The organism is Leifsonia sp. L25 (genome assembly GCF_050632895.1).
Genome location: NZ_JBODRZ010000003.1, coordinates 625,464 through 646,979 on the forward strand (window position 1 = coordinate 625,464; position 21,516 = coordinate 646,979).

Sequence of the window (21,516 nt, forward strand, 5' to 3'; positions counted from 1 at the left end):
TTCGCCGCCTCGAACACGTGAGCTTCGCTCCGCTACGAGAGAATCGACAATGTGGCCTCGATGCGAGTAACACTGACCGACATCGCGAAAGCGGCGGGTGTCTCGGTTTCCACCGCGTCACGGGCTCTCACCGGGCGAGGCGACCTCACCCCCTGACGCGAAATCGTGTTCTGCGGGCAGCGAGCGAGCTGGGCTACGACGCAGGGCAGACAGCCAAGGGCCGTCCGACCACACGTGACCTGCGGCTCATCGAGCTCGTGCTCGGCAGCTTCGACGACGCGTGGACCGACGCGATCGTGGCCGGCGCGCGACAAGGCGCCTTCGAGCACGGATTCGATCTGGTCCTCACGCTCGAACGTGACGATCCCACCGACGACTGGCCGACCCGGGTGGCACGACGACGCCCCTCAGGCGTGATCCTGGGGATCATCCGCCCCACGACGCGTCAGTTGGACGAGTTGGCTGTGGCCCGCATCCCGATCGTCCTCCTCGACCCGCAGTCGGATCCGCACGGGCAGCTCGCGAGCATCGGAACCACCGACTGGCAGGGCGGCTACGACGCCGGCACACTCCTCGCCGCCACGCCGGTCGAACGTTTCGCCGTCGTGTGCGGAACACCCGCCTTCCGGTTCGGCCGGGCCCGTGAAGACGGATTCCGTTCCGCGATCGCCGACCACCGGGGCGACGTCTCGATCAGCAGGGTCGACTCGAGTTGGTCAGGCGCGGACGTCACCCCGGAGCTGCGCCGCGCCCTCAGCGAGTCGGACACGCCCATCGGGGTCTTCGCCTGCAACGACGAGATGGCGCTCACCGTCTACCGCGCGGCACAGGACCTGCGGCTGCGGATCCCTCAGGACGTCAGCGTGGTCGGCTACAACGACGAACCCAGGGCAGCCCTCGCCACCCCACCGCTCAGCTCGGTCAGTCAACCGCTCCAGGCGATGGCCCAGCGGGCAGTGCAGCTGGTCAGCGAGCTCCGGATTCGTGACCAGGAGCGCTTCGAACGGATCGAGCTCGCGACCAGGCTCATCGTGCGGGAGTCAACGCTTCCTCCGCGGACTCCGCACTGACGACCGATCCGGTGAATGCGCCATGAAGCGGTAGGTATCGCACCGACCGCACGACCGACCGGGAGCCACTCGCCCCCAGCGCCAGCATGCGTCCGGTGAAACCGCCGGCGACCTCGGTGGAGAGGTACCGTCCATCCAATCGTGCCACCGTATGCAGTCCCACGCCGTCGCGGTAGGCCAGCACGATGTCGTCCGGACCGCCGTGCCCGAACGGAACCGTCGGAGACTCCGCTGCCACGCTTGCGATGACCAGCGAGATCTCGTCCGGTCCGACGGCGACCCGGGCCACATCCGAAATCGCGTCGCCGATACGGACGCTCGCTGTGAGCGTCCCCTCCCGCCATTCGAGGCCGTACCAGTGCCGATCGTCCATGCGGAGGCGGAGTCGTCCCGAGTCCAGGAACCACGCTTCTGCGCTCCAGCTCAGGTCGCGCACCCGACGACACAGCAGCGCCGCATCCGATCCGTCGCCCGGCACCAGGTCGGCGCCTCCGCCCGGCAGCGGCGTGAGCACCGCTGCGGGATCGCCTCCCGGGCTCACCCAGTCCGGTGCGAGAGCGGCGCCGGAGAAGTCCTCGACGAAGGAGGTCTCCGCCGCCCCGACCGCGTAACGGTTCTCGTCGAAGACGGGCCATCCGTCGACCCAGTCGACACCCGCCACGAACGTCTCCCGGCCCAGAACGTGGAAGCCGGGTGTGGAGCCGCTCGGCCTCACTCCCAGGTACACGGCCGCCCAGCGCCCGTCGGGCGTCTCGACGAGATCGGCGTGGCCGACGTTCTGAACCGGGTGCCCGCTGCTGCGGTGCGTGAGGATCGGGTTCCACGGGCAGGGATCGAAGGGACCCGCCGGGGAACTGGACCGCGCGACGGTCACGCTGTGCCCTCTCTCGGTTCCGCCCTCCGCGAGAAACAGGTACCAGAAGTCGCCGATCCGATACAGGTGAGGACCCTCGGGAGCGACCATGCCGGTCCCCTGCCAGACCGCGTAGTCCGACCCGAGAAGCCGCCCCGTCCCGAGATCGATCGGCGCCTGGCGGATGCCTCGGCCACCGTCCTCGAAGTTCAGCGCGTTCCAGGTCAGGTAGCACGTTCCGTCCTCGTCCCAGCACACGTCGGGATCGATTCCGACGGCGCCCGGGACGAAGACCGGATCGCTCCACCCGTTCGCGGGATCGTCGGTGCTCAGGATGACCTGCCCGTGATCGAAATCGCTGACATTGGTCGTGATGAACCAGAACCGGCCGTCGTGATGACGAAGAGTCGACCCGTAGATCCCGGTCGACGGACCGTCGAGGCCGTGGAGGAACTGGCTGCGACGATCCAGGATGTTGCCCACCTGCGTCCACTCGAGCAGATCCCCGCTTCGGAACAGCGGCGCCCCGGGGAAGTACTCGAAGCTGGAGTTGGCGAGATAGTAGTCGCCCCCGACCTTGCAGATGGTCGGGTCCGGATGGAAGCCGGGCAGGATGGGTCGCATAAGCACACCCTGAATCGGAGTCGTCGACGAGTCCAGCCGATCACCCACTATTGCGCAAAAGGCACTGACCCGATTCGAGAGCACAGAGAATGGAGAGCGTCACACGTCCAAGGAGGCCAGTTGCCCAGCGTTGCGCCGTGGAAGCCCCTCGAACTCGAGTTCTCAAGCGCCCTCCCCTACGCCGACCCCTACTCCGATGTGGACGTCACCGTCACCTTCGCGTCACCGTCAGGCGGCACACTGTCGCGGCCGGCGTTCTGGGATGGCGCACGAACGTGGCGGGTGCGGTTCGCGCCGACCGAGCCGGGTCGCTGGACCTACTCGACAAGCGCCACAGTACCGACGGATGCCGGCCTGCACGGTGTCACCGGAGCGGTCGACTGTCTCGCCGACGATGCCGCCGGCGGCAGTCGCGGCTTCTTGGAGGCGGCTCCGTCCGGACGTCACCTCCAGCGCCGTGACGGGACGCCGTTCTTCTGGCTGGCGGACACGCACTGGCGCTTCGCCCGGGAGCGGTGGGAGGAATCCAACAAGCCCGGTTGGTCATCCCAGTTCCGCGACACCGTCGATCTGCGCGTACGTCAAGGGTTCACCGTCTACCAGGGGAATCTGCTCTCCTACTCGCCCCCCGACTTCTGGTCCACGGCCGCCGGCCGCTCCACGATCGATGTCGCGTTCTTCCGCGACGTCGTGGATCCGCGGATGGCCTATATCGCAGAGGCGGGACTCGTCCACGCTCTCGGCCTCGGCTGGCATCACGCCGCCGATGGCGACCCCGCTGCGCTGATCCGCCTCGCCCGGTACGTCGTCGCCCGCTACGGCGCATACCCCGTGGTGTGGACACTGGGCGGGGAGGCCGCGGGATACGACGCCGCTCGACGCACCGACCGCATCGCCGCCTGGCGCGACGTCGCTCTCACCATCAGGGACCACGACGACTACCGCCACCCGATCACGGCCCACCTGACCACCGAGAGACCGATCGCCGACTACTACCAGGACGAGGACTGGCTGACTTTCACGCTCAACCAGCTCGGCCACGGCGACCTCGACATGAGCCCGTCGCACTGGACAGAGCACCTGACCCGGTACCCCGGCCGGCCCCTCGTCGAAGGAGAGAGCTTCTACGAAGGCCTCATCAGCGTCGAACCCACCGGTCGCCGCCCGGTCACCGACGTGATGATGCGCCAGGTCGCGTATCGCGCCATCCAGTCCGGTTGCTGCGGGTACAGCTACGGCGCCCAGGGCTGCTGGAACGGCGCATGGGACCGGTCCGTGTCGGAGATGTCCTGGGGCTCGCTCGCCTGGTACGAGGGCGTCGACCTTCCCGGCGGTCGGCAGCTGGGCTACATGCGCCAGCTCTACGAGTCCCTGCCGTGGACCGCGCTGCGCCCGGCGGCCCACCTGTTCACGGCCGACAGCGGCATCAACCAGACCTTCTATCGGCCGTTGGTCGCAGCGGACGACAGCACCAGCACAGTCGTCCTCCACTTCGGGGAGACCTATCGGCCCGACGAAGGAGGCGGCGTGCTCCGCGATCTGGCCGGATCCGCGTATCGGGTCGAGTGGTTCGATCCGAGAACGGGCGAGCGGTCCGCCGTCGCGGCCGAGGCTCGTCCTCTCGACGGGCGCCTCCCCGTCCCGCCCACACCATCGCCTGAAGACTGGGTGCTCATCGCGCGCACAGTCGAATCGGAGAACACATGAAAACGTCCTTCAACGCCGACTGGATCGTCCGGCCGAATGTCAGCATCTTCACCCAGCTCAACGCTGACGCGGACGAGTCCGAGACGATCACCCTTCCCCACGACGCGATGCTCGATCTTCCGCGGGACCCGTCGATCGGCCCATCGACCGGATACTTCTCCGGCGGTTCCGTCGCCTACACGAAGCAGTTCGACGTGCCCGACGAATGGCGGGACAAGAGGGTCAGCGTCGAGTTCCAGGGGGTCTATCGCGACGCGACGGTGTTCGTGAACGGCGCGTACCTCGGTCAGCGCCCCTCCGGCCACAGCCCGTTCCGGATCGCCCTCGACCCGGCGCTGCGCTACGGCGAGACGAACGAGATCCGGGTCGAGGCCCGAGCCCACGAAGACGCCCGATGGTATTCGGGGCTGGGGATCTACCGCGACACCGTCCTCACCGTCTCCGGCCTGCTGCACCTGAAGGCGGACGGAATCCAGGTCACGACGCCGGACGTGGACGACGAGCGCGCGGTCGTCGAGGTCTCGACCACGCTGCTGAACGAGGGCGTGAACACGCGCACCGTCCGCGTCGCGATCGACATCGTGGACGCGGAGGGACAGACCGTCGCGAGCGGCTCCAGTCCGGTGACCCTCGCTCCCGGCGAGACGGCCACCGCGCACCAGAGGCTGTATGTGTCCACTCCACGCCTGTGGGAGCTGGACTCCCCCACCAGTACTCCGCGCAGATCCAGGTCACGGACGGCGACGAAGCTGTCGACGAAGACACCGTGCGATTCGGCATACGGACGCTCCGACTGGATCCGACGCACGGGCTGCGCCTCAACGGCACGCCCATCAAGCTCCGTGGCGCCTGCGTGCACCATGACAACGGGGTTCTCGGCGCTGTCTCGATCTACCGCGCAGAAGAGCGTCGAGTCGAGCTGCTCAAAGCGGCCGGTTTCAACGCGATCCGGGCTGCGCACACCCCCTCAGTCCTGCGGCGCTGGACGCCTGCGACCGGCTGGGGATGCTGGTCGTCGATGAGGCGTTCGACATGTGGACCAAGGGTAAGAATCCCTTCGACTATTCGCTGGCCTTCCCCGAGTGGTGGGAGCGCGACATCGAAGCGATGGTCGCGAAGGACATCAACCGGCCGTCGGTCGTCATGTACTCGATCGGCAACGAAGTCCTCGACGCCGGCAACGCGCTCGGCGCCCGGTGGGGTCGACGACTCGCGGAGAAGGTCCGCGCGCTCGATCCCACGCGCTTCGTCACCAATGGGATCAGCGGCTTCGTCGCCACGATCTCCGACATCCTGCCGGAGTTCCGGGCGCAGGCGGGCGAGCTCAGCACGCAGGTCGGCGTCAACGACCTGATGTCGCAGCTCGGCGACCTCATGGACCAGATCTCCTCTCCGACGTCGTCACCGACAAGACCGAGGAGTCGCACTCCGTCGTCGACGTCGTCGGCCACAACTACGCTCACGAACGGTATCTCGCCGACGCGAAGCGGTTCCCCGACCGGGTGCTGATGGGCACCGAGACCCTCGCGAAGAAGATCGACGAGATCTGGCCGCTCGTCACTGAGAACGCCCACGTCATCGGCGACTTCACCTGGACCGGCTGGGACTACCTCGGCGAGGCGGGACTGGGCCTGGTCGCGTACGCGGACGCCGACGCGGACAGCCCTGCCGACCCTCAGGCGTTCCCTACTCTGCTGGCGTGGGCCGGCGACATCGACATCACCGGTCACCGTCGTCCGGCGTCCTACTACCGGGAGATCGTCTTCGGGCTGCGCACCGCTCCCTACATCGCCGTGCACCGCCCTGAAGCGCGCAGCGGAAAGGCAACGGCGCACAGTTGGGCCTGGACCGACACCATCGGATCGTGGACGTGGAACTCCGCCCCCGACACTCCGCTGACCGTCGACGTCTACAGCCCTTCGCCGGAGATCGAGCTCATCCTCAACGGGCGGTCGCTCGGCCGTCGTCGAACGGAACGTCATATCGCCGGTTTCGAGGTTCCGTATGAAGCCGGGACGCTCGAAGCGGTGGCCATCGACAACGGCACCGAAGTCGGCAGACACGCACTCGTCTCAGCGGGCCCGGTGCGGGCCCTGCGCGTCGCGGCCGACCGGCCGGAGATCCGCTCGGACGACTCGGACCTCTCCTACGTCACCGTCGAGCTCGTTGACCCGGACGGTGTGGTCTCGACCCTCGGCGACCGTCCGGCCATCGTCACTGTCGCGGGGGCAGGTGTGCTTCAGGGGTTGGGAAGCGCCAGGCCCGTGACCGACGAGAGCTACACCGCCGAGACGCACACGACCTTCGAAGGACGTGCACTGGCCGTGATCAGACCAACCGGAACGGGTCCCATCGAGATCACGGTGACCGCGGACGGTCTGGCCCCGGTCACCGTGACCGTGACAGCGGTCTGAGCGTCAGTCCCTGCTCAGCCGCGTCACCGTCCAAGGACGCACGACCAACCAGAGTGCGAGCATCGCAACGATCATCGCCGTGACGACGATGATGCCGAGGCTCGCAGCACCCGCTTTCCCGAGAAGGCCCGGGAGCGGCGACACGACGCCTCCGGCGATGGAGTTCGCGAAGCCCGTGATCGCCGCGGCCGACCCAGCACGCCCCCGGTGGTCCTTGAGCGTGAGGATGGACACGCAGGGGTTGGCGAACCCGGATGCCGAGACGAAGACGAAACTCACGGCCGCGACGCTCAGGAAAGGCGCGTGCGACAGGCCCAGCAGCGTCAGCGCTGCACCGCTCGCGAGCATGACGGTCAGCACACCCGCCAACATCCATGCCGGCTCCAACCATCGCATCAGCCGCGCCGAGACCTGCGTCGCGGCCAGCAGACCGAGCGCGTTGACGGCGAACAGCAGGCCGAATTGCTGAGCATCCAGGCCGAACCCGTCCTGGAAGATGAATGGCGTCGTCGACAGGTAGGTGATCACCGTGGCGAAAACCATGGCGGCGATCACCGCGACACCCACGAAGGCGCGATCAGCCAGGATGATGCGCACCCTGGCGTGCATCGTGACTCGCTCGGACTCCCCTGCACATGCGCCTGCAATGTCTCGGGCACCACGAGTGTGCAGGCGATCACGATCGCGAGACCGAAGCCGGCGAGCAGCCAGAACACCCCTCGCCACGACATCACCAGGAGGAGCTGGGACCCGAGGACCGGGGCGATGATCGGCGCCAGTCCGCCGATCATCGCGATGCTGGCGAGCATGCGGACGAGCCGATAGCCGCCGAACAGGTCCCGGATGATCGCCACGGTCACGACAGCGCTCGCAGAGGCACCGATGCCCTGACCGAAACGCGCCGCCGCCACGATCACGATCCCGGGCGCGAGCGCCACCGCGCAGCTGGCCACCACGTGCAGACCCGTCGCGAGCACGAGCGGAACACGCCGGCCGAACGCATCGCTCAACGGACCCACCACGATCTGCCCGACGCCCATTCCGATGGCTGTCGCCGTCAGAGTGAGCTGCACACCCGCCTGCGACGCGGACAGGTCACGCTGCACCTCGGGAAACGCCGGCAGATAGAGGTCCATCGTGAACGGGCCGAGCATCGTCAGCGCCCCGAGAACCACGGCCAGCACCCAGCGCCTGTCCGGTTCGGCGGCGGGAACGGCGGCGACGACAGGCGGACGCGCCGCCCTCGCAATCGGGCCGACCTGCGTCGGAGGCGGGGTCATCCTCGACTCGCGCGCTGGGAGGGATCGGCGGCGTAGAACGCTCTCGATGCCCCGTCGACCAGCAGGTCGGAGGTGACGGTGAACACGTCCGCGAGCCGGAGGTCCTCCGAGGACGCCCCGATGAACACGTCGACCTCACCCGCCTCCACGCGCCACTGGAGTGCGGAGTCGACGAACGCCAGCTGGCTCATCGACAGGGAGAACGACACCTCGGCGCTCTCCCCCGGCGCAAGCTGGACGCGGCGGAACCCCGCCAGTTCGAGGACCGGCCGGGACAGGGAGGCGTAACGGTCGCGGATGTAGAACTGGACGACCTCGGTGCCGGCCCGGTCCCCCGTGTTGCTGAGGGTGAACGTGACATCGACTGATCCGGAGGCGGCGATCTCGCGTTGCGACAACCGCAGTCCCGCGTACTCGAAGGTGGTGTAGGTCAGGCCGTGCCCGAACGGGTGTCGCGGGGTGTGCAGCGCATCGACGTATTCGGCGAAGCCGATGCTCGCGCCCTGGTGCCAGCTGGAGCCGTAGGGGTGCGCAGAGTAGATCGGCACCTGGCCTGCATTGCGGGCGATGCTGACCGGCAGCCGACCGCTCGGGTCGTAGGAGCCTGTCAGGACGTCGACGATCGCCTCCGCCCCGCACTCGGCCGGACTCCACGCCTCGACCAGGGCACTCAGGTGGGCGTCGGCCGCATCGCTCGAGATCGGCCGGCCATCCAGGTGGACGCCCACCAGTGGGACATCGAGGGCGGCCAGCTTCCCGATGAGCTGCTCCTGGCACGGCGGGAGGTTGATGTCGGTGGCATCGATCCCTTCTCCCATGGAGGCGATGGAGGCGGTCCCGTGCTTCCCGCCGAGGGTGAGGATGACCAGGTCGGCCTCTCGCGCCAGGGCGATCGCCTCCGCGTGTCCCGAATCGTCTACACCGGCGATCGGGTACCCGTAGGACCAGGAGATCTCGGTCTCCGGCAACCGGGCACGCAGCTCGTCGAGAAGCGTGCGGATGCCGGGCTTCTGCTGTTGGAGCAGGGCTTCGTACTCGGGGCCGTCCGAGGCCTCGATGGTCGTTCCCGGAATTGTGGCGGCGATCGAGCGATCGTCGTCCTGCCCCGTCAGACCCGCCATCGACGTGTGCACCGCGAGCTTGCCCTCGGCCATCGAGTAGTGGGTGTACCCGCCGAAGAAGAACCGGGCGCTGGCGGCGTGAGGGCCGATCACGGCGATCGTGCGGACGTCTCGGGCCAGCGGCAGCACGCCGCTGTTCTGCAAAAGCACGATCGATTCGCGTGCCGACTGCAGCGAGACGTCGCGGTCCGACGCGGTCGAGAATCGAGCGTCCCGCTCGGCGTTCTCGGGCGCGTACGGACGCTCGAACAGCCCCATCCGGAACTTGGTCGTGAGCACCGCCCGGACGGCGCGATCCAGGAGAGCCATGTCGGCGCGGCCGTCGGCGAACCACTCGCGCAGCTCCGGGCCGAACCCGCGCGGGACATGCAATTCGACGTCGAGACCGGCATGCAGAGCCGCAAGGCCTGCCTCGGGCAGCGACGCGGCGACGTGCTGAACCTCGTGCAGATTGCCGATCGCGCCGTAGTCCGACACGACGAGGCCCCGGAAGCCCATCTGCTCCCGCAGCAACGTCGTGAGAAGGGGAGCCGAGGCGGAGACCGGTTGACCGGCCACGGAGTTGTACGACGGCATCATGCCGAGCAGGCCCGCCTCGGTGATGGCCGCTTGGAACGGCTTGCCGTACACCTCCCGCAGCAGGCGGTCGGGAATGTCGCAATGGGCTCCATGGATGCCGCCCTCGGTGTGATGCGACCCGATGAAATGCTTGGCCACGGCTTCGGTGCGGCGGCCGTCGGCGTCCTCACGCTGCAGCCCGCGCACGGCTGCGACGCCCAGCGCGGCCGCGAGGGTGGGGTCTTCGCCGTAACTCTCTCCGTGCCGCCCCATCCGAGGGTCGCGAGAGACGTCGAGGACCGGCGCGAGCGTGTGGGTGATCCCCACCGCTCGCTCCTGCCGGCCCACGATCTCGGCGATCGCGTACTCCAAGTCGATGTCCCAGCTCGCGCCCCGCGCCAGCCCGGACGGGAAGCTCGTCGCTCCCGGCAGGTAGGCGCCGCACATCCCCTCCATGTGGAAGATGGCGGGGATGCCCAGGCGAGACGCCTCCATCGCCTCGGTCTGAACGCGTCGTTGGAAGGCGGTCACTTCGTCCAGGGTCCGCGCGGACCTCGTCTCCAGGCTCGACACTTCGCCGACACCGTGCGGAAACGCCTTCACGAAGTCCGACGTGTCGTTGATGTCGACGGGGAAGTAGCAGGACACCTGCGCCATCTTCTCGTCGAGTGTCAGCTGCGCGAGAAGCAGGTCGGCCCGCTCCGCGGGGTCGAGCTGCGGGTTGCGACCGCCCAGCGGCCGGAAACGGTCGGCGTGCGTTCGGAGGGTCGCCTCACTCGTCGCGTCGCCGTGCGCCTGGATCCGGTCTCCAGAAGTGTCGAGCCACGGCCGACCCGGTGTGATAGCTGTGCGGGCGATTTCAGTCATCGTCTGTTCCATCCGCCGGCTCTGGCAGCGGCCGGTGCGCCGCGCCGGTCGGGAACTGCCGGACTTCCTGAATCGATGCCCTCGCGACGGCTCAGTTCCGCGGCGGAGGATGCCCTTCAAGTATCAAGAGCGGCACGCCGGATCGTCCAATCAGAAACCGGCATTTGCGCAATCCTCTCCCGAGTAGTCGAGATTCTTTGTGTGCACGAACTCCGGCGTGAACTGGTGTCCCGAGCCGGTCGCCAGGGTCGAGTCCAGTGCGATCGACTCGGGGAGCGCGGCGTGGACTGTCGTGCGCTCACCCTCAGCCGAGCAACCCGGTTGAGCTCGACGCTCGGATGTCATCGGAGGCGAGGCCGACAGACAACGTCACAGGACCATGAGGCGCCACGCGGGCGCCATCGAGGCCGGTGTACGCAAGCCGGGTCACCGGGGCGCTGAGCCGAACTTCAGCAGTATCACCGGGCGCCAGCTCGACGCGCGCGAAGTCGAGCAACTGCCGAACCGGCCGCACGACCGGTGCGGTCGCGACGCGCGCGTAGAGCTGTACGATCGTCGCGCCCGCGCACGGCCCCGTGTTCGCCACCACAACGGACATCCCCAGCTCACCGGCACGGTCGGTAGCCTCGGAGCTGCCGGTCACCTCGAACGTCGTGTACGACAACCCGTGCCCGAAAGCGAAGAGGGGTCCTTCACCATCGGTGTCGTTGTATCCGTGTCGGGTTCCGGAAGGGTGGTCGTAGCCGCTGCCGTAGTGGTGTCCGTGATACACCGGCAGTTGCCCGGCCGACCGTGGGAAGGTGTTCGGCAGCTTCCCACTGGGGTTCACCGCGCCGAAGAGGACCCTGGCCACTGCGGGACCCGCGTGCTCACCGAGGAGTGGGGCGAGTACGAGCGCATTCGACTGCATTGCGATCTCGGCCAACAACAGTGGTCGGCCGGACACGACGACCGTCACGAGCGGCACGCCCGTGCGGGCGATCGTTTTGATCAACCGCTCCTGGTTGCCAGGAAGCCGCGGTTCAGCGGTGCTCTGTCCCTCCCCCGCCGTATTGTTACCGACCCAACCGGTGCGCTCGCCGACCGCTGCGATGACGACGTCGGCCTCCGCGATCGCAGCCGTTAGCGAGTCGCCGAGCGGATCGCCGTCGTCGAGAAAGGACCCGGCCGGAACATACGTGATATCGGACGAATGCGTACGCAGAGCGTCCAGGAGGGTGAGGGCCTCCGGGTGGATCGCCCGCGCAGTGGCCTCGAATCGGGGTTCTATCCCGGGCATGCGCGCTTGGAAGATGTCCGTGAACACGAACGTATCCGGGTCGATCCCGGGGATCTCGCCGTCGCGGAGCGCCATCGAGCCCAGCACCATCTCGGAGTCCGAGGTGGACGTGTAGGCGCCGAAGTGGATGCGCAGCTCGTCGGCCGCCGGACCCACCACGGCGATGCGCGATCCGGGCAAGAGCGGGAGGACTCCGTCGTTGACGAGCAGAGTGATGGATTGTTCGGCGATCTGCCTGCCGAGCCCCGCGGACTCCTTCTTCGATGCGAGGGGCCGAGGGCTCCGCCTCTCGAACCCGGGGACGAGGCCGAGCCTGGTTTTGACGGTCAGCACACGGTCGACCGCTTGATCGATGACGCGCTCGTCGACTCGGCCGGAGCGGACTTCGTCGGCGAGAGCGCTAAAACGATCCGTCTCAGGGAGTTCCGCGTCGATTCCGGCGCTGACGGCCTGGGCCGCCGCCTCTCCGGGTGTGCGGGCGGTGTGGAAGATCGTCTCCAGCATCCGGACAGAGCTGTAGTCGCTGACGACAATGCCGGTGAACCCCAGCTGGCCACGGAGGAGGTCGGTCAGTAACCACCGGTTGGCGACCGCCGGCACACCATCGATCTCGTTGTACGAGTTCATCACGACGGAGAGCCCGGCCTCGTCGATCGCGCGTCAGAAGGGCTCCGCATACTCGTCGACCAGCGCGCGTGTGCCGATCGACGTCACGGCCTGGTTCAGGCCCCCTTCGGACGCTGCATAGCCGAGGAAGTGCTTGCCGGTCGCGAGAACGGCTGCGGTCGTCTCCCGACCATGGACCCCATGCACGAAGGCGACGGCGCAACGCGCCACGAGCTCAGGATCTTCTCCGTAGGTCTCGTGCACTCGGCCCCACCGCGGGTCGCGTGCGATATCCATGACAGGAGAGAAGACCAGATGACCACCCACGTCGTGGACATACGCGGAGGAGATCGCGGCTTGAGCCTCGATGAGTTCGGGGTTCCACGCGGCCGCCTGCGCCCAGGCCGTGGGGAACTGCGGCGCAGCTCGGTGCACGACGCCGCTGATCGCCTCGAAGTGCACGAGTGCGCCGATCCCGAACGGCGCGCGCTCGGTGACCTCTTCCTGGATGGCTCGCACGTCGTCGCGGAGCTGTTCGCGAGTGGTTCCCGCGAACCACGCCATCGAGAGGTGGCCCACCCCGTGCGGACTCAGCTGAGAGAGACGGCCGATGTCCAGTCCGAACAGTGCACCGCTTCCCGAGTCCGGCGGGGCAAGCAGATCGGTCAGACGGATGCCGCTGAGCTGAGCGACCTTCTCATCCAGAGACAGCCGTCGTCGAATCGCCTCGGGTGTCATGGCGTTTCCTTTCTCGTCACCGCGCTCCGGCGTCCGCAGCATGGAGGGCGAACTTCGCGAACATGTCTTCGAACATCAGGCGCGTGTCCGGCCGGGTGAAGACGCGCACGGGAGGCAGCGTCGGCTGGGCCGCCCCGTACCAGCCGGAGTCAGTGATGGACATCCGCGGCATCATGACCGAGTCCGATGAGGCCGGGTCCGGGTCGAATCCTGACTGCAGGGCGGTCAGCAGCACGAGCGGGCTGTCGCCCAGCACGTACGTCTCCCCCACGTTCAACCCGTGCTCGCCTACCCGGTCGGCGAATCCGTCGAGGGCCGACAAGAGGTGGGCGCCAAGACCTCCGAGACTCCCCACGCGCCGGCGCAGCTCAGCCCAGGACACCAGGCAACGCCGGTACGCGTCGGCCGGGACCTGCCAGAGCGGAATCGGCGAACCGAACACGACCTGCGCGCTGGCCACGTCGATATTCATGTTGTACTCGGCCCCGAACATCGACGGCTCCGCGGGTTCCGGGTCGGAGTAGCCTGCACCGCCGATCCAGACTGCCGTGAGCCGTTCGGCGATGGCGGGCTCGGCGAGATAGGCGTTTGCGAGTTCGGTCAGGCCGCCGCCGAGGACCACGTACAGCGGCAGATCAGTGTCGTCTCTCATGGCTTCCACGACGATCGCGTCACTCGCCTCAGACCTGACCGGGGCCGCATCGCTGCGATCCTGCTCAGTACCACGCAGGACGGGGATGTCGATCTTCATCTGCTCGAGCAGCGCTGCCACCTCGGAGACTCCCCGGTCGACCGAGCCGAGGTGCGCTCTCGGGGGCACCGCCGGCAACCGCGACGCGATGACGAACGGGATCTCTACCGATGGCGACAGAAGATGATGCGCAAGCTGAAAGAGGTCGTCCGGATCGCCTGCAAAATCGTTGTCGACGATCACCCGCGCGCGGGGCGGACGGGAGATCAATTCGGCCGGGTTCACTGATGAGCCGTCCTGCTCTGGCGAAGCTCCGCGAGCCGTTGGAGCAGACGCTCTCCCAGCACGGGGAATGGCAGTTTCGACGCGGCCATCGGCAGGATCGTGCGAAGCGGCATCGGGAGAACCAGCGGGAGCGTCGCGTCGTCCCACTCCCCCGTGCCCTGCGTCGCGAACTGCCTCATCATCTCCTGCAGAGCCACAGCGCCCTCGGCGTCGGCGAACCATTCGCCCATCGCTGAGTCGAGTGTCAGAGGCGGTGCCGGCTCCGTGCCGGCAAGCTCGACCCTGACCTGGGCGCGAATGTCGCGCGAGGAGGCTGCCGCCTGAATCGTGTAGAGACCCCCACCGCGAACCCATCGCCGGGAGCGCGAGCTCCAATAGTCCAGGTCCGCGAGCGGAATCCGTGACGTGGCCACGGTGCTGCCGCCGGCTTCCACGACCACCTTCTCGAACCCCACCAGCTCGTGGGCTGGGCGGTCTTCCTCCGACTTCGGCGGAACGGAGTAGAACTGCACGACCTCCGCGCCGTCGCGCGATCCGTTGTTGGTCACGCGGACCCGGACCTCCAGGGTGTCTCCCACAATGTCGGCGACGAGGTCTTCGTACTGGAAGCTCGTGTACGAGAGGCCATGTCCGAAGGGATAGGCGACATCGCGTCCCACCGAGTCGAAATGCCGGTAGCCCACGTAGATCCGCTCGCCATAGAGGACCGTCTGCCCGTTTCCGGGGAAGTTGTGGAATGACGGAGTGTCCGCGAGTGCGAGCGGGATCGTCTCCGCGAGCTTTCCCGACGGATTGGTGTCGCCGAACAGGAGAGAAGCCGCCGCGCTCCCGACGGCCTGCCCACCCAGCCACATCTCGAGGATCGCCTGGACGCCTCCCCGCCACGGCTCGACGGACACGACACCGCCGTTGGAGAGTACGACGGTGACCCGATCATTTGTCTCCACGATCCGCCGCAGCAGCTTCAACTGGTCATCGGGAAGGTCCATGGTGGCGCGGTCGAATGCTTCGGACTCGTCCTCTGCGGGAAGCCCGAGGAATACGACGACGTCGGACGCTTCGCGAGCCGCTTTCACGGCCTGATCCACGAGCCCGGGATCCGCCTGACCGTCCAATGTGAAACCGGGCTCGAAGGTCACGGCCCGATCCCCGGCTCGCGCACGGATGGTCTCCAACGCATTATCGATTCGTGTCGGCACGATGTGGCTGCTTCCAGCGCCCTGGTAGCGCGGTGTGCGAGCGAACTCTCCGATGACGGCGATGGGGCCTTCGGCGTCGGCGGAGAGCGGGAGGACCCCCTCGTTCTTGAGAAGAACGGCAGACTGCTCGGCGATCTCCTTCGCGAGAGCGTGATGGGTCTCCGCATCGAAGGCGGGCGCATGGCCCGCTCGAGCAGCGACGATGGTCACAGCGAGCTCGGCGACCCGTGAGGCTGCTCGATCGAGAATCGCCTCGTCGAGCGCACCGCTGCGAACTGCCTCAGTCAGGGCGGCCCAGCCGGCTCCCGTGCCCGGCATATCGAGATCGAGGCCGGCCCGCACGGCCGCGACGACGTCGGAGGCAGCCGCGCCCCAGTCGGAGAGGACAACGCCTTCCCAGCCCCACTCATCTCGAAGGATCTCCGTGAGTAGCCAGTGGTTCGAGATCACCGGCTCGCCGTTGACACCGTTATAGGAGGCCATGACGGTGGCAGGCGAGGACTTATCGATGACCCGCTGGAAGGCCCGGAGATAGATCTCGCGCAGGGTGCGCTCGTCCACCTCGGCGCTGATCCGCATGCGGTCGGTTTCCTGGTCGTTCGCAACGTAGTGCTTCACCGACGCCGCGACCCCGTGAGTCTTCAGCCCCCGCACCCATGCCGCCCCGAGCTCACCGGACAGAAGCGGGTCTTCGGAGAAATACTCGAAGTTCCGGCCGCACAGGGGGCTGCGTTTGATGTTCACTCCGGGGCCGAGCAGCACGTCAACGCCCAGCGTGCGCGCTTCGGCTCCCAGCGCGACGCCCATGGTGGAGAGAAGATCACGATCCCACGAACTCGCTGACGCAGACGCAGTGGGGAAGGCAGTCGATGGTCGGGCCGCGTTGATGCCCAGGTGGTCATCGCGACCTTCCTGGCGACGAACTCCGTGCGGGCCGTCGGATAAGACCACGGCCGGGATGCCGGCCGATTCAACGGCCGTGGTGTTCCAGAACGCGAAGCCGGAAACAAGCGACGCCTTCTCTTCGAGGCTCAGCCCGTCGATCAGGAGGTGGTTGGTCATCTGAATGGTTCTCTCCGGTACCTGGGGGTGGTCAGCTGGTCGTGTTTCCGGCCGAGTGCGCCAGACCGGCGCTTTCTCCGCCGTCGGCGATGAACTCTGCGCCGGTCGAGAAGGAGGACTCGTCGCTCGCGAGAAAGACGACGAGTTTCGCGATCTCGCTCGTCTCGCCCATGCGGTGGAGTGCGACGTGTTCCTGAGGGAACTCCATCCGCTGCAGCAGCGGAGTGCGGATAAGGCCCGGGTGCACGGTGTTGACCCGGACGTTGTGCGGACCGAGATCGAGGGCCGCACTCTTGGTCAGCCCTCGGAGACCGAACTTCGACGCGTTGTATCCGGTGATGCCTCCGAAGCCCTGGAGCCCGGCGGCAGAGGAGATGTTGATGATCGACCCGCGCCCGGAGGCTTTGAGCGCCGCCGCAGCCGAACGGATCCCGTAGAAGGAGCCGGTCAGGTTGACGTCGATGACCAGGTTCCAGTCCTCCGGCGAGTGCTCGTCGATCGGAGCGTTCCGCACCACCCCGGCGTTGTTGACGAGGATGTCCAGGCGACCGAACGTTTGCGCGACCACCTCGACGGCGTTGCGCCACTGGTCGTATTCTCGGACGTCGAGATGGACATAGTGCGCCGACGGTCCGATCTCCGAGGCGAGCCGCTGACCTTCTTCGTCGAGAACGTCACCGATCACCACCGAGGCTCCTTCCGCGACCAGTTCCCGGGCGAATTCGGCCCCGAGCCCGCGGGCAGCTCCGCTGATGAGCGCGACCTTGTCGGTGAGACGGTTCATGCGTGACGACTCGCTTTCCTCGATTCGAACCAATTTCGAAACTTAAAACTATTTTCGCGTTCGGGGCAACCTATCACAGCGTCTCCGCGGCGCGTGGCTGCTCGGGGCGGCGCCTCCAGGCCGAGCGCGGCACCCGGACGCCTATCATCGGAAGCATGTCCGCGGAGTCCACCCCTGAGCGCCCAGCGAGCGGCCCCGGTTCGCGAGGTCCGTACGCGAAGTCCGCACAGGTGCGGCAGAAGATCCTCGAGGCGTGCATCGAGGCGTTCAGCGTCTCCGGCTTCCACGGCGCCACGATGAAGGAGATCGCCGCCAAAGCCGGGATCAGCCAGACCGGCCTGTTGCACCATTTTCCCGACACCCGCTCCCTTCTGATGGAAGTCCTCGAAGAGCGCTCGCTTCAGGAATCATCCATCCTCCACTCGGCTGCCGAGAAGGACTTCTTCCATGCGCAACTGAGCGTCGTCCGCGACAATGAGGCCCGTCCCGGAATGCTCCAGCTGCACACAACCATCTCCGCGGAGGCGACCGACGCGGGCCATCCTGCGCATGACCGGTACCGGCAGCGCTACGACGACCTGCGCGAGTATCTCGCTGCGCTGTTCGAGATGCAGCAGAGCCGCGGTTACGTCCGCGTGTCCGCGTCGCCCACCGCTCTGGCCAACCTCTTCGTCGCCGCCCTCGACGGATTGCAGTTGCAGTGGCTCTACAACCCCGATGACGTGGATGTGGCGGAAAGCCTCGAAGCGTTGATCGATGCGTTGCTGAGCGACGTCGCCTGACGAGAGGGTCGAACGGCCGCCGGCTCAGCGCGTGCCGCGCACACGCGTGAGGATGATCAGTCCTCCGACGAGGGTGCATCCGGCAGCGACGAGGAACAGCAGCGTGTAGTTCTTATCCGCCCCCGCAACGCCGATGACCAACAGGCCGGACGCGATCACCGGGCCGACAGCTTGCGGCAGCAGCGTGGCGTAATTGTTGATCCCGAGGAAGCGCCCCGCGTTCGTGTCCCGCTCGGGGAGGATGTCGAATACGATCGCCTGGTCAACCGATGCGAACACGCCGACGCCCAACGTCGTCAGCAGCGAACCAGCAAGGAGTACCGGCAGACCGGATCCGAACGCCATGACAAGCACTCCGCCCGTGAAGACGATCGCAGCGGACATGACGAGCGCCCGGCGCCTTCTCAACTTATCGGAGAGCCAGCCACCGCCCAGAGCACCCAATGCTCCGAGGACGACTCCACCGAGTGCGAGGATGACGATAGTCCCGCCGATCTCGCTCACTTTCACGCCCAGCCGGGAAGCGAAGAAGAACGTTGTGAAGGTCGTCGAGAAGGCCAGACCCAGGTTGAAGATCACCCGGCCCAGACTGTTCCAGGCGAAATCGACGTGCTCACTCGGCTTGAACACAAGGTTCCTGAAGAACGCGCCGAGAGTGAGTCGGTCGACATTGACCAGAGCTGGGTTCGGATCGTCCTCGACGAAGACGAGGAAGAGCACGATCAGGATGAAGGCGATGACGCCGGGAACCATGAAGACGAGCAGGTTCTGGCCGATCAGTGAGGACGCGATGCCCGCACCGACCACCGGGCCAAGGTTCTGAACGAGGCCGACGAACCCCGACACTCTTCCACGCTGTTCCTCGGGAAGCTTATCGGCCTGTGAGTTGGTCAGCCCTGAGAGAACCGCGGCACCCCAGCTCAGTTGGGCGAGCACCCACGCGGCGCCGAGCACGATGATGTTCGGGGCGTACGCGAGAATGGCTAACGACAGCATGCCGCCGATGAGACCGGCGATGATGTACGGGCGTCGACGACCGAACCGGGAGCGGGTACGGTCACTCAGGATTCCGATGATCGGCGTCGCGATGAGCGGCGCGAGCGCGCCTATCCCGGTGATGTAACCGAGATACTCGTCATGCCCCGGCGCCAACTGCTCCACCTTCAAGGCAAGCGATATCGCAATCGGGGTAACCAGCGCGATGTAGCCGCCGAAGACAGCGAGGGTCAGGAGGGTGATGTACCTCTTGCTCACCCGCGGGCGGTCACCCCTCACGTCGGCCCCGGACTGCTGAACGGCCGGCACGACGAGCCCCGCTTCTGCTTGCCCCACCGGGAGGCTTGCACTCAGAGGTTCTGGATTGGTGCTGGCCGGGGCATTCGCGGCCGAACCGCCCTGGGAACGCTCGGTCATCTTGATCCTCCTTGATCGTTGGTGAGCTCGAATGTCGAAACATGATTCGATATTCAAACTATCGGGACGATAGCACATGCGGGCCGTCCGGCAAGTCTTCGGCCAGCCGTCTGGAAAAGCGGCGCCCCCTTTTTCGGGCTCGAGCGAGCAGCGCGAATCGGACTCAGGCAGCTAGACGCATCGTCCCGGTACCTGGGCGCCCCACTCGGGGGCAAACGGGCGCCTCCTCGAACTCGGGCCACCCCGCGCGGTGAGCCGAAGGCCGGGGGTTCGAATCCCCGATTCTCCGCCACACAATCGAGATGCGCCGCGGTGCGCGCGCAGAATCCTGACTCTCGCGACCGCCTCCCCGGCATCGGCGCCCGTCCAGGTGACAATGGCACGACCGGCCGTCCCTTCAGGCCGGCGCTGAGGAGTGATCTCGAGTGAAGCCGCCCGTGCTGCCCGGCCCGCGCACGCCGGACGCCCCCACCCGCACCGACGCGCCCGCGCCGGTCACGCCCCGAAACCGCCCCGCCCGCCGCCACCCGCGCAGCGTGTACGTGCGCAGGCGAATCGTCGCCGGCACGCTCGCGCTCGGCGTACTCCTCGTCGTCGCGGTCGTCGCGTTTGCCGTGTTCTCGTTCGCCGACCTGGTCACTGGCCTGCACCGCTCCGACCTCGCCTCCGCCGCGGGCGGCGACCAGAACATCCTGGTCATGGGGCTGGACAGCAGGCTGGACGAGAACGGCGACGCCCTGCCCGCTGATGTCTACAACGCGCTGCACGCCGGCGGTCAGGACGACGGCGGCTACAACGCCAACGTGCTCATGCTCATCCACATCCCCGCCGGCGGCGGCAAAGCGGTCGGGATCTCGATCCCGCGCGACGACTACGTCCCGCTGTCCGGCAGACCGGACGGCGTCGCCCAGTCGAAGATCAAGGAGGCCTACGGGCTGGAGCTCGACCAGAAGCTCACCGAACTGATGAAGGAGGGCAAGCTCAGCCGCGCCGACGCGTACCAGGAGGCCCGGGCAGCGGCCAGGCGGACCGAGATCGCGACGGTCTCGGCATTCCTCGGCAGGGTGCCGATCAACCACTTCATCGAGGTCACGATGGCCGCGTTCTACCAGGTCGCGCAGGCGGTCCAGCCGATCACGGTGTGCATCGCGGAGAACACCAAGGACCCCTACTCCGGAGCGGACTTCACGGCCGGGGTCCAACAGCTCTCAGCCTCCCAGGCGGTCAGCTTCGTGCGGCAGCGCCGGGACGAGAGCAACCCGTCGCTGAACTTCACGGACCTCGATCGCGAGCGCCGTCAGCAGGCGTTCATCGTCTCGCTGGCGACGAAGCTGAAGAAGGCGGACACCTTCGCGAACCCGGCGACCCTGGGGTCTCTGATCTCGGCCGCCAAGCAGAACATCGCGCTCGACTCCGGGCTGAACCTCCTCGACTTCGCGTCGGACGCCTCCCACTTCGCCGGAGGCAACATCACGTTCGTCACGCTGCCGATCCAGGGATACGGGGTGCGGGGCGGCCAGGACGTCAACCTCGTCGACACGAACCAGATCCACGCCACCGTGCGGCAACTCCTGAACCCGGCCACGGCGAGCCCGGCACCGGCGGCGCCGTCGAAGGCGGCGCCGTCGAAGGCGGCGAAGGCCGCACCGTCGTCCGGCTCGGCGGCCTCGGAACCGGCCCCGGCGCCCGCGGCCCCCTCGTCCCCGAACGGCACCTACACGGACCCCACAGCCCCGCTGCCCTCCGGCGGGGTGCCCTGCGTGAAGTGAGCCCGCCCACCCACGATCGCGTTCAGCCGTGCTCGCGCGCCGCGACCTCCACCGTCACGACATCCCCGACATTCATCGGGGGCAGCGGCAGCCCGACGCGTGCGAGTATCGACCCGGGCAGCGCCGCACCCCCGCCCAGCCACGGCGGCGGCACGTCGGTGACGAAGCGCCGGGTGGTCGCGAAGTCGAGCACCTCCACCCGATAGATCACCTCGTCGTCCAGGCCCTCCATCCGGAACGGGGCCGGCAGCGCCGCGCGGACGGTGTCCGCACAGAGAGCCTGGAACACCGCGCGCCGCCGGTCGGGCGCAACGACGCCGATCGTGTCGACGCCGTCGCCCGCGCCGTCCGGGCGGACCGTGACACCGGTCGCGATGAGTCCACGGGTGCGCTTGTACCAGCGGATCCACCGGG

The 21,516-nt window shown here is 67.4% G+C and carries 18 protein-coding genes and 1 pseudogene; 8 read left to right on the top strand and 11 right to left on the bottom strand.

Annotated features, from left to right (window positions below):
• The first annotated feature begins 60 nt into the window (after positions 1-60).
• Both ACRAWC_RS06895 and ACRAWC_RS06900 read left to right on the top strand, forming a co-directional pair.
• Positions 61-156, top strand: a complete 96-nt coding sequence (locus ACRAWC_RS06895; protein WP_431347071.1) for a LacI family DNA-binding transcriptional regulator — start codon at positions 61-63, stop codon at positions 154-156.
• Between the two features lie 101 nt (positions 157-257).
• Positions 258-1,070, top strand: coding sequence for a substrate-binding domain-containing protein (locus ACRAWC_RS06900; protein ID WP_431347072.1), 813 nt, complete (start codon positions 258-260; stop codon positions 1,068-1,070).
• Here ACRAWC_RS06900 and ACRAWC_RS06905 read toward each other — a convergent pair.
• Positions 1,027-2,547, bottom strand: a complete 1,521-nt coding sequence (locus ACRAWC_RS06905) for a family 43 glycosylhydrolase (RefSeq protein ID WP_431347073.1) — start codon at positions 2,545-2,547, stop codon at positions 1,027-1,029. The genes ACRAWC_RS06900 and ACRAWC_RS06905 overlap by 44 nt on opposite strands.
• Positions 2,548-2,667: 120 nt before the next feature.
• Between ACRAWC_RS06905 and ACRAWC_RS06910 the strand changes: the two genes are divergently transcribed.
• Genes ACRAWC_RS06910 through ACRAWC_RS06925 form a run of 4 tightly spaced genes read left to right on the top strand, consistent with a single transcriptional unit; the run spans position 2,668 to position 6,668 of the window.
• Complete coding sequence (locus ACRAWC_RS06910; protein ID WP_431347074.1) at positions 2,668-4,254, top strand: DUF4038 domain-containing protein; 1,587 nt, start codon at positions 2,668-2,670, stop codon at positions 4,252-4,254.
• The gene (locus tag ACRAWC_RS06915; protein ID WP_431347075.1) at positions 4,251-5,276 is read left to right on the top strand and encodes a sugar-binding domain-containing protein; all 1,026 of its coding nucleotides are present in this window, start codon (positions 4,251-4,253) and stop codon (positions 5,274-5,276) included. Before ACRAWC_RS06910 ends, ACRAWC_RS06915 begins: the two co-directional genes overlap by 4 nt.
• Positions 5,260-5,763, top strand: a complete 504-nt coding sequence (locus ACRAWC_RS06920; RefSeq protein WP_431347076.1) for a glycoside hydrolase family 2 TIM barrel-domain containing protein — start codon at positions 5,260-5,262, stop codon at positions 5,761-5,763. The genes ACRAWC_RS06915 and ACRAWC_RS06920 overlap by 17 nt, the downstream gene beginning before the upstream one ends.
• On the top strand, positions 5,763-6,668 hold the full coding sequence (locus ACRAWC_RS06925; RefSeq protein ID WP_431347077.1) for a DUF4982 domain-containing protein: 906 nt from the start codon (positions 5,763-5,765) through the stop codon (positions 6,666-6,668). Before ACRAWC_RS06920 ends, ACRAWC_RS06925 begins: the two co-directional genes overlap by 1 nt.
• 3 nt (positions 6,669-6,671) lie before the next feature.
• On the opposite strand, the gene ACRAWC_RS06930 is transcribed toward ACRAWC_RS06925, so the two are convergent.
• The 8 genes and pseudogenes from ACRAWC_RS06930 to ACRAWC_RS06965 all read right to left on the bottom strand — a co-directional run bounded on the left by ACRAWC_RS06930 (position 6,672) and on the right by ACRAWC_RS06965 (position 17,138).
• Positions 6,672-7,265, bottom strand: a complete 594-nt coding sequence (locus ACRAWC_RS06930) for an MFS transporter (protein WP_431347078.1) — start codon at positions 7,263-7,265, stop codon at positions 6,672-6,674.
• Positions 7,220-7,948: an MFS transporter gene (locus tag ACRAWC_RS06935; RefSeq protein ID WP_431347079.1), complete on the bottom strand. Its 729-nt coding sequence runs from the start codon at positions 7,946-7,948 to the stop codon at positions 7,220-7,222. Before ACRAWC_RS06935 ends, ACRAWC_RS06930 begins: the two co-directional genes overlap by 46 nt.
• Positions 7,945-10,494 carry a glycoside hydrolase family 3 N-terminal domain-containing protein gene (locus tag ACRAWC_RS06940; RefSeq protein ID WP_431347080.1) on the bottom strand — a complete coding sequence of 850 codons (2,550 nt, stop codon included), beginning with the start codon at positions 10,492-10,494 and terminating at the stop codon, positions 7,945-7,947. Before ACRAWC_RS06940 ends, ACRAWC_RS06935 begins: the two co-directional genes overlap by 4 nt.
• 304 nt (positions 10,495-10,798) lie before the next feature.
• Positions 10,799-11,092 carry a fibronectin type III-like domain-contianing protein gene (locus ACRAWC_RS06945; RefSeq protein WP_431349380.1) on the bottom strand — a complete coding sequence of 98 codons (294 nt, stop codon included), beginning with the start codon at positions 11,090-11,092 and terminating at the stop codon, positions 10,799-10,801.
• A 69-nt stretch (positions 11,093-11,161) separates the two neighbouring features.
• Positions 11,162-13,159 (bottom strand): annotated as a pseudogene (locus ACRAWC_RS06950) (glycoside hydrolase family 3 protein); the annotation flags it as partial.
• The gene (locus ACRAWC_RS06955) at positions 13,134-14,093 is read right to left on the bottom strand and encodes a nucleoside hydrolase (protein WP_431347081.1); all 960 of its coding nucleotides are present in this window, start codon (positions 14,091-14,093) and stop codon (positions 13,134-13,136) included. The gene ACRAWC_RS06955 and the pseudogene ACRAWC_RS06950, both read right to left, overlap by 26 nt.
• Positions 14,090-16,354: a glycoside hydrolase family 3 C-terminal domain-containing protein gene (locus tag ACRAWC_RS06960; protein WP_431347082.1), complete on the bottom strand. Its 2,265-nt coding sequence runs from the start codon at positions 16,352-16,354 to the stop codon at positions 14,090-14,092. The genes ACRAWC_RS06955 and ACRAWC_RS06960 overlap by 4 nt, the downstream gene beginning before the upstream one ends.
• A gap of 31 nt (positions 16,355-16,385) precedes the next feature.
• Positions 16,386-17,138 (bottom strand): glucose 1-dehydrogenase, encoded by a 753-nt coding sequence (locus ACRAWC_RS06965; RefSeq protein WP_431347083.1) that lies wholly within the window; start codon positions 17,136-17,138, stop codon positions 16,386-16,388.
• Positions 17,139-17,293: 155 nt separating this feature from the next.
• Here ACRAWC_RS06965 and ACRAWC_RS06970 point away from each other — a divergent pair, with 155 nt between their 5' ends.
• The gene (locus tag ACRAWC_RS06970) at positions 17,294-17,920 is read left to right on the top strand and encodes a TetR/AcrR family transcriptional regulator (protein WP_431347084.1); all 627 of its coding nucleotides are present in this window, start codon (positions 17,294-17,296) and stop codon (positions 17,918-17,920) included.
• Between the two features lie 24 nt (positions 17,921-17,944).
• Here ACRAWC_RS06970 and ACRAWC_RS06975 read toward each other — a convergent pair whose 3' ends face one another.
• Positions 17,945-19,333, bottom strand: coding sequence for an MFS transporter (locus ACRAWC_RS06975; protein WP_431347085.1), 1,389 nt, complete (start codon positions 19,331-19,333; stop codon positions 17,945-17,947).
• A gap of 425 nt (positions 19,334-19,758) precedes the next feature.
• Here ACRAWC_RS06975 and ACRAWC_RS06980 point away from each other — a divergent pair, with 425 nt between their 5' ends.
• The gene (locus tag ACRAWC_RS06980; RefSeq protein WP_431347086.1) at positions 19,759-21,102 is read left to right on the top strand and encodes an LCP family protein; all 1,344 of its coding nucleotides are present in this window, start codon (positions 19,759-19,761) and stop codon (positions 21,100-21,102) included.
• 22 nt (positions 21,103-21,124) lie between these two features.
• On the opposite strand, the gene ACRAWC_RS06985 is transcribed toward ACRAWC_RS06980, so the two are convergent.
• Positions 21,125-21,391 carry a hypothetical protein gene (locus tag ACRAWC_RS06985; protein ID WP_431349381.1) on the bottom strand — a complete coding sequence of 89 codons (267 nt, stop codon included), beginning with the start codon at positions 21,389-21,391 and terminating at the stop codon, positions 21,125-21,127.
• Between the last annotated feature and the right edge of the window lie 125 nt (positions 21,392-21,516).